A 13,166-nucleotide genomic window follows, 5' to 3' on the forward strand; every position below is an offset into this window, starting at 1 on the left:
TTCTCCCTTCAGCAGACCGGAACTCTATCCCCTGGATCTGAGTCCTGTTTCAGTCTAGCTGAAATTTTTTTTCGTGTGAGTATGTATGATTCCCAATCTTATATATCATACAAAGAGTATTAGTATCTTCGTATTAATATTAATTTATGATGAATAATGATGTTTTTATATAATTTATTTAAAATCATATAATTATAAAAGTAGTCTAATCTGGTCTCTGGTTATTCAGTTTTTTTACATGAAATTATGGGATAAAGCAGGGTTTTCGCTTTCAAAATTGCTCAAAAAGCAATATGCTTTCTTAAATGTTCTTTTCAGAAGCTATGCAGGGCTTTCATCTATATAATAAAACACATCTAGAAGAAAAATTGGAAAAAAGAATGTAATAATTATTATCTTTCATTTGTCTCTAAAAAATAGTCTGCTAGAGTTTAAGATATGCATACTTAACACAGATCCAATACATATTTTATACATATTTTCTTTAAAAAGTAATGCATACAGATGTACATTACATCAAAGTAAAATATTACATTAAAGTAAAACATTACATTAAAGTAAAAATTCTTGACACTGCAACGTCAAGCAAGATAATACGAATTAAACTGATAGAACCAGAAAAGAAATTTTAATTAAAAAGGTGAAAGGAAGAAATTACTTCCTTTCCCTGGCGTAAGCGACGATTGCGTCTTTGACTCCATACTTAAACGCTACCACGATAGCTATTCCCCATGCCAGCGGCCTGAATAGTATGTATACGATGGTAGTATCAATTAACATCGTATCAAGAGCAACCAGAACCACAATAAGAAGCAGGAAGCCCCTTAGCAGTGGAAGGATTATATCTGCCCCTTCTATTTTCATTCCTCTGATAGTTCCGCTCAGGTAGTCCATCACTATATCAATGGAGAGAATCCCTATCAACAGGATCAGGATAGCTATCAGTACACGCGGCAGGTACTGAGTAATATCTATCAGCAGATCTGTAATCATAGTTAGTTGCAGGATGTCAAACACAGCCGTGAGGACTATCAAGTACCCGAATATCCTGACAATACCTGCTATGATGCGTGAAACTGTCAGTCCGCCGGACCTGAGAGAAGCTCCAAAAGCCGTCTGCTCAAATCTCTCATCCAATCCTGTTGAAATTAAGACCCTCTCGAGCAGATCGCTGATGAAGTCCACAATCAGCAGACCTATGAGCAGGACGACAAGAGCCGAGATTACGAGCGGGATATAGAATATTATAAGATTGACGAGGTCATTCACCACTCCGATGTCAAGGAGATCAAGGATGATTACAGCAAAGATGATATAGATAAACCAGCGTATAACTGCATCAAAAAAGCCTACCGTACTCATCTGTCCTCTTCTTAGCATTCCACCTATTACCGTTCTGTCGATCAGGTCATCAAGTCCGATTTTATCCAGTATCGTTGCCCCGATCCTTCCAAGAGCTTTTCCCAGTATTGTCCCTATGATAATAAGAATAATTATGGCTACTAATGTCGGAATAAATGCTATGAACTGATCAAGCATATTGTATAGACTATTCGTTACTTCCGTTTCAACCATATTAAACACCCCTATATCCATTTTAAAACTGATGATCTTCCCAAATTCCCCTATTTTTTGGAAGATTGATTATTATATTTAACGTAATATTCTATTTAATGGATGTTACATATATTTATCTACGCAGGCTTAAAAACTCACTTTTGAATCGATTTTCTAGTTGCGTTGCAAACTATCCTTGCTGTTTAAAACCTTAATAACTGGATTCAAACAAAAAACATGCACAGGCTTAAATCAATGAAGCTCCAATTAAATAAATTGTTTAATTTTATTATTAAGTGAGGCAGAGCCGTGAAATCGAGAACTTTCAGAAGAAAGCAGTCAAAGGTCGGTCTTGCCCCGGGAACTCTTGTCCATGTTGGGGAAAAAAAAGCAGAAAAAATTGTTATCAGGGCATGGATCTATAACAATGAGAAACTTATCGAAAAAGAGCTTCAAACTGTGGAAGAATGCCAGGCCTTGAAAGACCATCCCGACATGAATCTGTGGATAAACGTAGATGGACTCGATAAGATAGAAGTTATAGAAAAACTCGGAAGTTATTTCGGGGTTCATCCTCTTACCCTCGAAGACGTTCTGAATACCGGGCAGCGCCCGAAAATGGAGGATTATGGCTCTTATATTTATACTGTCCTGAAAATGATGTTTCTCGACGAAGAAATAGAAGAAATTATCATAGATCAGGTAAGCATTATCTTTGGCTCCAATTACATACTCTCATTTCAGGAAAGGGCGGGGGACGTCTTTAACCCTATCCGGGAAAGGTTAAAAAACCCTGCTTCGCGCCTGCGGAAGAACGGAGTGGACCTTCTTGCATACAGCCTTATAGATGCTGTAGTTGACAACTATTTTTTGATTCTCGAAAGGTTTGGAGAAGAGATCGAAAATCTCGAAGAAGAGCTTATAGTTGACCCTATGCCTGACACCCTGAAAGCGATCCAGAAACATAAGAGGGATATGATTACCCTTAGAAGGTCAGTCTGGCCTCTCAGGGAGTTGATAAATAATCTTCAGAGAACCGAGTCCGGGCTTATAAAAGAGACAACGCAGATCTACCTGAGAGATGTCTACGACCATACAATTCAGGTCATTGACTCCATAGAAGCCTTCAGGGACATCCTCTCTTCAATGGTAGATGTCTATCTCTCAAGCCTGAGCAACAGAATGAATGACGTTATGAAGGTTCTGACAATTATAGCTACGATTTTTATTCCCCTCACCTTTATCGTAGGAGTGTACGGCATGAATTTCGAATACATGCCCGAACTCGAATGGCGCTGGGGTTATCCTGCAGTAATGCTGGGAATGGTGCTGCTGGGAATAAGCATGTTTCTCTATTTCAAAAAGAGAAGATGGGTCTAACCTTCAGGTTTTGCTTCCCTGGTTTCGCTCAGAAGCCACAGAAAATCGAAGATTTTCTTGGGAGCTTCCCCTCAATTCTAATTTCTTGGGGCTTCCATTCAATTTTAACTGTATATTTTCTATGTGTTTATTCTTTATTCTGGCTCTGGGTTTTACGGTGCCATTTTATCTGGCTGGCAGGTTTTTCAGGAATTTTTGGTGCAGGAGAAGAAATGAGGAGAATTCTGTATTCTTAAGTGATTAAACGGGCAATCGGATTTTTAATCAAGGCATACTTCGCAATATGAAAATCTATTCAAAGTAATTTTTTTATAATGGTTGAAACGTAATAATATTAGAAATTATTGAAATATGTTAGTTATTGAATAGTTGGAATATTATGTACGGTTACTACGACCCCCCCTTTTCTGTAGAACAGGAAGGAGTTTACATCTCCGTAGAAAGGACAGGAGATGGATGGACATACAGGAGGACTTCCGGAAAAGATGAGGTGGAAAAAATCATTCTTGGAGACAGGAAACGCATCATCATAAATCCTGTCGAGCCTCTAAATACTCCAAAAGAAATCACTCCAAATCTGCTGATAGAATTCGAAAAAACACTGATCCTTGCAGGAGGGGAGAAAAAACAGGTATTTCTGACTTTTCCCATCGAAATTGGGATCTTTATCTCGGAAGCCGGCAACAAAAATCCTCAACTCATAGATGTGCTCACCCTTGTGAGGCAGAAATTTACTCTTTACGGAGAAGTTTCAAACGGAGTTGTCTGCAAACACTGGAGAAGCAAATTATATCCGGTTTCTCCTGTCCTTGATCCTTTGCAGGAAGGAGTTCTGGAGCTTACTCTTCGGAACACTTCTTCAGATTGGGCTTCAATCTCAAAAGCCGTTTTCAGTGCATACGGGATGAAACTCTACTATGATGGAGATGTCTTTATGAAAGCCCGTATGGATATACTGAGCAGGAACACAGCTGAAACTGGTTTTGATATGCAGCCGATTAACGGAGAGGTAAAGGGCTATCTTGTAAAAGACCAGAAAATCAGGAAAGAAGCTTTCGGCGTTTATGGCCTCCGGAAACTCGGGTTTGTGCCTCTTAAATTTTACATGGGGTGGGGCTTTTGATCCTTCCGGACATTAATTTTCTTGACAACATTCTGTATACTACTTCAAAGGGTTCGATTACCCCTTTGCACCTGATAAAGTTCGTAGCCATTCTTTCGATTACGGTCATCTTTTCAAGAGTTCTCACAATTTATCTGCGGAGAGCTCTTAAAGACCGGGTAAGCAAGGACGTGGGAGAGCCGATTCTCAAGCTCCTCTATTATAGCACCCTTATTGTTGTTTTCATTTCGATACTTCCCCTGATAGGGCTTGATCCGTCAGGATTTATGCTCGCAGGTGGAGTTGCAGGTATAGTCCTTGGTTTTGCAAGCCAGAATATTGTCGGGAACCTGGTTTCCGGCTGCTTCCTTATGTTTGAGAGGCCAATAAAAATAGGGGACCAGGTAGAGGTCAACGGGATAGCCGGTTACGTTACGGATATCCGTATAATCTCAACTCTCATGCGAACCTATGACGGGCTTCTTGTTAGAATCCCTAATCAGCAGGTATTTACAACAAATATCACAAATATTGTGGGACATCCGGTCAGACGGTTTGAGTATACAGTAAGAATCCGCTATAGCGACGATGCTGGTGCTGCAATATGGCTTATCAAGGACCTCATAGATAAGGAACCGTTCGCTCTCCTGAGCCCTGCCCCATCGGTTTTTGTAAGCGACCTTGCGGACAGCTGGGTAAATATTTCAGTCAGGATCTGGGCGCCTGTTAGTGAATGGTTCGGATTGAAAACAAGGCTCCTGTGGAATATTAAAAAAACACTTGAAGAAAACGGGATAGAAATTCCATATCCACAGCGTGTACTTCATGTAAAATCCGAAGAGGAGAAAAAACCTCAGGTGGCCGAGGAGACTGATAAAAATGAACTTAAAGGGAAACTTGAAGAAACCGAGCCCGTATTGAACTTTGAAGAAAGAGTATTGAATTGAGCTGACTGAGAGGAAAACTGATTTAGAGGAAAGCTGGCTTAAAGGAAGTGAAGCAGGAAGCTGAAAGAAAAAAGGAACAGAGTTTTTAAGTCAGGATTTTCTGATTTCTATTAGCTTTATTTCCTTCCTTTTTCTCTTCTTTTTTCTCTTCTTGCTTCCTATTCTCTTTTATTTTCCCTTGTTATTCCTTATTCTCTTCTATTTTTCCCTTTTATTCCTTATTCTCTTCTTTTTCTCTTCTATCCCTTACTTTTTCTTCCTTACCCCTTACCCCTACTATTCCTTACTCCTTTCTTCCTTACTCCTTTCTCTTTTCTTCTCCTGCGTCCTTATTCTCTTCCTTTCCCTTACTTTCCTCCCAATCCTCATTTTCTGCTTTCAAGTGCATCCCTGATAGGTTTAACTGTGAGAACTCCGGGAGTTCCTTTCATACTATGGGGCGGCCAGCTGCCTGATTTTATTTCTTCTGAGTTTTCGTCGTGTTCGTCTTCGAGAAGCAGGATTACACCTATATCAAAAGGAATATCATCAACCATTCTTGCCCCGCAGACATTGAGTTCTTTCAAAGCTTCTTTTCCTTTTTTTGGGTCAAAGGGGGCAGTACAGCCTTTTATAACATTTGTCTTAAAGCCCCTCTCAAGAAATCCGAGGGCATTAGTGTAGATACAGACTTCATCAACCAGCCCTGTCATGAACACTTCATCAATTCCGAGTTCTGCTACTTTCAGTTCAAGTTCAGGGTTTGTAAAAGCATCATAGTGGTCTTTTGTAAGCCTGAAAAGAGAAACTGTACCGCTGTTAACTACCTTTCTTACCAGGGCTGCAATGGGTTCAATAATCGTTTTTGCAAGCGGGGCTACAAGCCTGCCTTCGTATTCTTTTCCTTCATGCTCATATTTCTCGAATACGAAGTCGTTTGTCATATCCATGATTATTAGAGCTTTCAATCTCTCACCCAATTTTCATCCTTTAATCGGCTTCTCCTTTTATCTCCTATTTTGCGCGATCCGCGATAAGTTTACCTGAAGCCCTTATTTAAAGCAATTTCTTCCGGTAAGGAATAAAACACCAGAACATTTAATATAATTGTATTAAAAATATTTAACTGTAAAAACCATTACTTATGATAAAAATTACCCTGTTATCTTGAAGCCTTTTACTGATCCTATCCTTATTTCATTATGAAACTGAACTGCTTCCGAATTTGAAAAACATCAGGACAAAAACCAAAACGAGCACAGATAAAATGTTAAGCAAAAAATTGTATATTCTATCCCTTGCTGCAATATGCCTATTGTTTGGGCAGGCAGCTGCAATTTCCGAAAACCTTACTTTCATAGAAAATAGATCAATAACATTAGAAAATAATCTCTCATCAATGCCCGAAAATAACCCCTTAATAGCGGTTGAGAATGAGAAGTCCTATTATTATGGAAACAATAAATCAATCTCATCTGAAAATTGTTCTTCAAACCTTTTTTCCCTTGCCCCTTTAAATCCCGAGTTTGAGGAGTACCTGGAAGGCGAAGAGCTCAACGAAAAAAAGATGCTCCTGATCCCAGGAGAAACTTCCGAAGTAGAGATAGAAAATTTAGCTACAGGCTTTATTCCAGCCCCTGTAGACCTCTCACACCTGAAAACGTCCGAAAACCCGGAAAACAGGGGCAGCTATCCTGTTTATTACGACCTCCGGGCTCTCGGGCGCGTGAGCCCTGTAAGGGACCAGATGGATGCGGGAAGTTGCTGGGCATTCGGGACCTGTGCATCCCTGGAATCTTATATTCTCGGAGTAGAGGGAAAAAACATGGACTTTTCGGAAAATAACATAAAAAACCTGCTTTCTGAGGAGTACCCTGAAGGTTTTGACCGCACCCATGACGATGGCGGAAATGCCTTTATGACCACAGCTTATTTCACGCGCTGGAGCGGCCCGGTAAATGAAAATGATGATCCTTATGACTCCCACTCCGGATTTTCTCAGGCAGACCTTCCTTCCTTAAAACATATACAGGAAGTGCTCACCATCCCTGCAAGAAACGGGCCCGAAGATAACGACCCGATCAAATGGGCCCTGATGAATTATGGAGTGGTTAACTCCGCGATTTACTACTCTTCCGACGCTTATGATGAAGCTAACTGCACTTATTATTACGCAGGCTCGAATTATGCAAATCACATGATAGGCATTGCAGGCTGGGATGACTCTATTGATCGGAATAAATTCACCCCTGCAGCTCCCGGGGACGGAGCATTTATCGTAAAGAATTCCTGGGGATCCTCATGGGGAGATGAAGGTTTCTTCTATATTTCGTATTACGACACCGCAATAGGGAGTGAAAATAACGTTCATACAGCCCAGGACCCGGGTTGTTATTCCCATGTGTACCAGTATGACCCTCTTGGCTGGGTTGAAAATATAGGGTTCTCGGGAAGCAGCACGGCCTGGGCAGCTAACGTTTTCACAGCAGAAAAAGCCGAAACCCTTGAAGCTGTAAGTTTTTATACCCCTGCAACCGGTACAGAGTACGAAATCCATGTCTATACGGATCCGGTTTCAGGGCCCGTAAATCCTGCAGGGGCAGAAACTTCTGCTAGCGGGACGACCGTTTTTGCTGGTTACCATACGGTATCCCTGGGCTCAGGAGTCCGGATTGAGCCGGGGCAAAACTTTTCAGTAGTCATAAAATTTACTACCCCTGGTTATTCCTTTCCTGTGGTGGTCGAGCTCCCGCTGGAAGGGTACAGCAGCAAAGCCAGGGCAAATCCGGGAGAGAGCTTTTGCAGTCCTGATGGGGAGAACTGGGTGGATACTGCCCTGGCTCTGGAAAACACAAACGTCTGCATTAAAGCATTCACAAGCAGGAGTGAAGCGGCAGAAGCTGCCTTCACGGCTAATGTTACCTCGGGACCTGCTCCCCTTACTGTAGGTTTTATAGATGCAAGCCGTTTTTCCCCGGCGTCCTGGTACTGGGATTTAGGAGACGGAAACACCTCAACCGACCGTTTTCCTGCCCATACCTATTCGGAAGCAGGGAAGTATAATGTCACACTCCGCGTGGAAAATGAACACGGAAACAATACTCTTGAAAAAACCGGGTGGATTCGTGTAACTGACTCTTCCCTGTTCTACGTGGACGACGACGAACCTGCGGATTTTACTTCTATCCAGGCTGCTGTTGATGCTTCTTCTCCGGGCTCCACAATCATTGTCAAGAACGGCACATATACCGAAAATGTGGATGTGGACAGGGCTGTCACAATACTCTCCGAGTCCGGGCCAGAGTATACGGAAGTAAGAGCTGCAAACCAGAAGGATTCCGTGTTTTGCATAACGGCAGACGCAGTAAATATTTCCGGTTTTAATATAAGCGGAGGGTCCAGACCTGTTTCTCCTTCCGCCTACTCCACAGCCGGGGTCTGGCTCTATGATGTTAAAGACTGCAACATAAGCCAGAACTTGCTCTCAGGGAACTACTGCGGGATTTATGTAATTCTTTCAAAAAACTGCACCCTGGGAGGAAACATTGCAGAATCCAATAATTATGGGATCTATCTATCCTCGACAGAAGGAAATACCCTGAAAAATAACAGAATGGAAAACAACTCTTACAATTTTGCATTTCCAAGAGCTTCGACTGCAAACGACATTGACGAAAGCAATACTGTGGAAGGAAAACCGATCTACTTCTTTGAAAACGAAAGCAACCTTGTCCTTGATTCAGGTTCGAATGCCGGGACAGTATACTGTATCAACTGCCAGAACGTCACAGTCCGGGACCTGAACCTATCAGGAAATCTCTACGGGCTTTACTTCTATAACTCAAAGGATTCCTGTATTGAGAACATTAGCTCGTCAGATAACAGATATGCATTCTACATCAGTGGTTCTTCCGGCCTGGACTTCATGGGCAATAATGCAAATTCAAATTCCTGCGGGCTTCAAATTGTAGATTCGGAATGGAACTCTCTCTCCGGAAATATACTGGAAAATAATACTTACAACTTTGGAATTCAAGGAAACTGTACTTCGCAAAGCGCGCCTTATGTGGAGTCCGGCAACCTTCTTGACGGAAAGCCCCTGTATATCCTTTTCGGAGTTTCAGGCTATGTCCTGGATGCAGGATCAGATGTAGGTTCGGTCTGTTTGCTCAACTGCGAGAACGTAACAATCCGGGACCTTGTATTCCATGATGAAAAGTTCGGGATATACCTTTACGGAACGGAAGGAGCAGTACTCAAAAACAATACGTTATCCGGCAACTATTACGGGGCGTACCTTGAAGATTCCAGCAACAATACTGTACAGGGAAACAAACTTTCAGGAAATTCCCTTGGAATTTACCTGGAAAATTCTTCAGGAAATTTCCTTGAAAACAACAACCTGACCGGAAATCCAGAATACGGCATATATCTTTACGAAGCCAGGAATAACACCATTAACCGCAATAATGTTTCAGGCGGATACACCGGAATTAGGGTGGAATGCTCGGATAATAACAGTTTTGTGGAAAATTCCGTTTATGGAAGTTGCTTCGGCCTGGACCTGTTTGATTCGGATTATAATACCCTGACAGCAAACAATGCGAATTCGAACTATGAGAGCGGTATTCTCCTGACCATAAGCCATCGCAACACTCTTTCACAAAATAGTGTTTCGGAAAACACCCGCGGCATTACTCTCGAAGGCTGGATAGGGGAAATTTTAATTTCCAACAATTCACTGTTTGCGAATACGATTTCAAATAACTCCGAATTCGGAGTCTGGCTTATTGCAGCTAAAAATAACACCTTCTACGGCAATTCGTTCAATAATACAAAAAATGTCAGGGATACGGGCAATAATATCTGGAATACAACCTCTGGGAACTACTGGAGCGATTATACGGGCTCTGACTCTGACCACAACGGGATAGGTGATACTCCTTACATCATTAATTCCATGACCGGAAGTAAGGATTATCTGCCAGTCTGCAGGCAAACCGAAAATCCAGGGGAAAACAATACTGATGAGAACGATCAGACAAAGAAAAGGCGAAGCAGTGGGAGCCGGTCAGCCGCATCCGGAGGATTTTCGATAGTATCCTCTGCTGACGTCATTACAACAAGCATTTCCAGGCAGCAGGTCATATCAGGCCAGCAGGCAGAGTTTGCTTTCACGGGATGCAGTGTTACAGGTATCAGCTTCATTTCAGGGACCAGTGCAGGGACCGTAACCGGAAAAGTAGAAGTCCTTAAAAACCTGCCCGAAACGGTTCCAGAAGGCCCTGAAGGTGAGGTCTACCAGTATATGAATATCACTATGGGAAGCCATGCCTTTGGTGAATCAGGCGTGTTTGAGAGAGCAGTAATCGACTTTAAGGTCCCCCACGCCTGGATAGAAGAAAACAATATTGATGAAGAAAGCCTCGCCCTGAACCGTTGCCACGACAACAAATGGGTCCAGCTTATTACAGAAAAAACCGGGAAAGATGGCGAATTCCTCTATTTCAGAGCCGAGACCACAGGATTTTCATACTATTCGATTGCGGGGAAAAAGAAAGATGCAGTTATGATAAAGCCAGAAGCAACCGGGTTTGAAACAGATACACAGAAGATAACCGGAGACGAAGTTCCTGACACTGACCCCAAGGAAGCAAAGAAAAGTCCGGGCTTTGAATCTATGCCCACAGTAGCAGGCGTTTTCTTCTCATTCTGCCTGTTAAAAAAGAAATATTGAGGACAAAAAAATACAAACTTCAGGTTTAATAAGGGGAAATATTTAATCCCCTTTAACTTTTTTATTTCCGCTTAATAAGGGTTGACGTAGTAGTTATTTGATGTTTTTGAAAAATCCAGATATTAATGAATATAATGAATAAGCCTGATTTTTCTTAATTTTAGTATTTTTTACCCGCCTCCAACCGGAGGGATAATGACAACAAGATCCCCTTCTTTCAGTTCGGTTCCGGGACCCTGGAGAAAATCAATATCCCTGCCGTTAACAAGAAACCTTATCTTTGGATTCTCGTCTTCAAAAGGTTTGCCTGCTGCTTCTTTAAACTCCATGCCAAAACGGGATTCAAGGAATTCAAGGAGATCTTTTACGGTATCCCCTGAGTTCAGTTCGAACCGGATTTCATGAGCCCCGGCTATTTCACGGATAGAAGCAAGAAATTTAACATTTATTTTCATTTTTCAGGTCTTCTCCATCAGGCAATTCCCAGTTCCCTTAATTTTTCTTCCGTGGGTACTCCATCAACCCAGCCTCTGAGTTCGTAATACTTATCAATCATATCAGGCACGTGAGAGGCCTGCCCCTCGGAAGGTCCCGAAGGAGTGGGTTCTTCTATAAGCCGTTTTGGCAGAACATCCTGTGTCCTGTTAAACCCGTACCTGTTATTCATGACGCGTTCGAGGTTAGTGATTCTCTCCCCAATTTTTAGCAATTTCTCAGGATCCAGCTCCATTCCCGTAATAGCCTGAAGCATTCCTGCATACTGGGAAGGGCCAATGGCAAAATTGGTAAAGAGGCAGACAACGCTGGAGTTGATTGCAGAACCCAGGTCCTGCATGAATATGGTCCACTCAGGCTTTCCTTCGGTTGAATAGGGGTCACGCTTCTCAGGGATTCCGAGAATCTCGGATGGAATGGTATAGCCATAAACGTGATCTCCTCCGCGGTTTGAGGTTGCATACTCAAGTCCAATCCCCTGAATCGGGCGAGGGTCATAGGCAGGCAGTTCCATGCCTTTAACGTTTATTGCATATTCCGGAGCCTGATACTTTTCTGCGAGCTTTCTCGAGCCAAGCCCAAGGTCAGCTCCAAACCCGGCTTTATATGCTGTCCTCCAGACACACTCAACCATTGCTGCTGCGTCCCCGAACCTGAGGTTAAGACTCAGAAGTTTTTCTTCAGGGATTTTTCCTTTCTCCACAAGTTCCATTGCACAGGCAATTGTCCCTCCCATGGAGATCGTATCTATCCCGAACTCGTTGCAGAAATGGTTGGCTTTTATAACGGCGTCAAGCTCTTTTACTCCGCAGTTGGAGCCCAGGGCAAAAATAGTCTCATATTCCGGACCTTCGGTATATCTCACATTAAAAGGCCCTTCCGGAACTACGGATTTTCTTCCGCAGATAATAGGGCAACCCCAGCAGCCTGTAGTACCTGTGAGATAAGCTTCAGTGAGCCTTTCTCCGCTCTGTTCATCAGCTTCAGGGTAATGACTCTGCTGGAAATTTCTATGTGAATATGCACCATGTGCATTTACAATGTTCACAAGGACTGCAGTCCCGTAAACGTGCAGGCCTCCTTTGGGACCAGTAACCGGATTTTCCCTGATAAGACTCATAGATTCCGCGACCTTTTCGACAAGCATCTCCGGATTTGCGGATTCCTGTCTCTGGTTACCGGAAACTACAATCGCTTTCAGCTTCTTGCTGCCCATTACAGCGCCGGAGCCTGTCCTGCCTGCTGCCCTGTATTCATCATTCATTATACAGGCAAAAGAGACCAGGTTTTCGCCGGCTGGCCCTACGCAAGCAATAGAGGTTTTCTTCGGGTCCGTCCCTACCCTGCCAAGCAGCTCTTCCGTAACTGCGGTTACGGTCATGCCCCAGATATCGGGAGCTTCAACAAGTTTAGCTTTTCCGTTTATAATCGTAAGGTAAACGGGTTTTTCAGAAATACCCCTGACAACTACTGCATCGTAACCTGCGAACTTCAGGAATGGACCCCATTTTCCTCCGGAATTTCCACTTCCTACCGCTCCTGTGAGGGGGGATTTGCTTGTAAGGATATGGTAACGCCCGCTTGTCGGCACTCTTGCACCTGTAGCAGGGCCTGTAGAGAAAACAAGAAGGTTATCCGGGTCAAAGGGCTGCATATCATCCCTGAACTCGTCATATATCAGTTTCAGGCCGAGCCCTTTTCCTCCAAGGTACATACTCAGCATCTCTTCGTCCAGCGTTTTATCTTTAAGCTCTCCGGTTTCAAGATTAACATCAAGAATTTTTCCTGCATAGCCCCCTAACATAGATAGTCTCCTCCAAGGGTTTAGTTTCAGTTTTCCACACTGCTCCGTCTTCCAGTTCCGGCAACAACCCCTTACTCTCCCACAATACAAAGCTCAAACGAGAGCCCGCCGGATAACTTTTAGACCACTGAGATTAACGCAATACGAATTTGAATTAATTCACCA

At 42.8% G+C, this 13,166-nt stretch carries 8 protein-coding genes; 4 read left to right on the forward strand and 4 right to left on the reverse strand.

Annotated elements, in window-relative coordinates; all coding sequences use genetic code 11:
* Window positions 1-654 precede the first annotated feature (654 nt).
* Entirely contained in the window at window positions 655-1,575 is a 921-nt protein-coding gene (locus RSJ42_RS09210; RefSeq protein ID WP_410507009.1) for a mechanosensitive ion channel family protein, read from the reverse strand.
* Window positions 1,576-1,866: 291 nt separating this feature from the next.
* On the opposite strand from RSJ42_RS09210, the gene corA reads away from it, so the two are divergent.
* The 3 genes from corA to RSJ42_RS09225 all read left to right on the forward strand — a co-directional run bounded on the left by corA (window position 1,867) and on the right by RSJ42_RS09225 (window position 4,986).
* Window positions 1,867-2,937 carry a magnesium/cobalt transporter CorA gene (corA, locus tag RSJ42_RS09215; protein ID WP_410507010.1) on the forward strand — a complete coding sequence of 357 codons (1,071 nt, stop codon included), beginning with the start codon at window positions 1,867-1,869 and terminating at the stop codon, window positions 2,935-2,937.
* A 379-nt stretch (window positions 2,938-3,316) separates the two neighbouring features.
* Entirely contained in the window at window positions 3,317-4,060 is a 744-nt protein-coding gene (locus tag RSJ42_RS09220) for a DUF432 domain-containing protein (RefSeq protein ID WP_410507011.1), read from the forward strand.
* Window positions 4,048-4,986, forward strand: a complete 939-nt coding sequence (locus tag RSJ42_RS09225) for a mechanosensitive ion channel family protein (RefSeq protein ID WP_410507012.1) — start codon at window positions 4,048-4,050, stop codon at window positions 4,984-4,986. The genes RSJ42_RS09220 and RSJ42_RS09225 overlap by 13 nt, the downstream gene beginning before the upstream one ends.
* Window positions 4,987-5,351: 365 nt before the next feature.
* On the opposite strand, the gene RSJ42_RS09230 is transcribed toward RSJ42_RS09225, so the two are convergent.
* Window positions 5,352-5,945, reverse strand: coding sequence for a cysteine hydrolase family protein (locus tag RSJ42_RS09230; RefSeq protein WP_410507013.1), 594 nt, complete (start codon window positions 5,943-5,945; stop codon window positions 5,352-5,354).
* A gap of 287 nt (window positions 5,946-6,232) precedes the next feature.
* Between RSJ42_RS09230 and RSJ42_RS09235 the strand changes: the two genes are divergently transcribed.
* Window positions 6,233-10,702 carry a NosD domain-containing protein gene (locus tag RSJ42_RS09235; RefSeq protein WP_410507014.1) on the forward strand — a complete coding sequence of 1,490 codons (4,470 nt, stop codon included), beginning with the start codon at window positions 6,233-6,235 and terminating at the stop codon, window positions 10,700-10,702.
* Between the two features lie 170 nt (window positions 10,703-10,872).
* Here RSJ42_RS09235 and RSJ42_RS09240 read toward each other — a convergent pair whose 3' ends face one another.
* A complete protein-coding gene (locus RSJ42_RS09240) occupies window positions 10,873-11,157 on the reverse strand; it encodes a MoaD/ThiS family protein (protein ID WP_410507015.1) in 285 nt (94 codons plus the stop codon).
* A 17-nt stretch (window positions 11,158-11,174) separates the two neighbouring features.
* Window positions 11,175-13,001 carry an aldehyde ferredoxin oxidoreductase family protein gene (locus RSJ42_RS09245; protein ID WP_410507016.1) on the reverse strand — a complete coding sequence of 609 codons (1,827 nt, stop codon included), beginning with the start codon at window positions 12,999-13,001 and terminating at the stop codon, window positions 11,175-11,177.
* Between the last annotated feature and the right edge of the window lie 165 nt (window positions 13,002-13,166).

Source organism: Methanosarcina hadiensis (assembly GCF_046529725.1).
GTDB classification, from domain to species: domain Archaea; phylum Halobacteriota; class Methanosarcinia; order Methanosarcinales; family Methanosarcinaceae; genus Methanosarcina; species Methanosarcina hadiensis.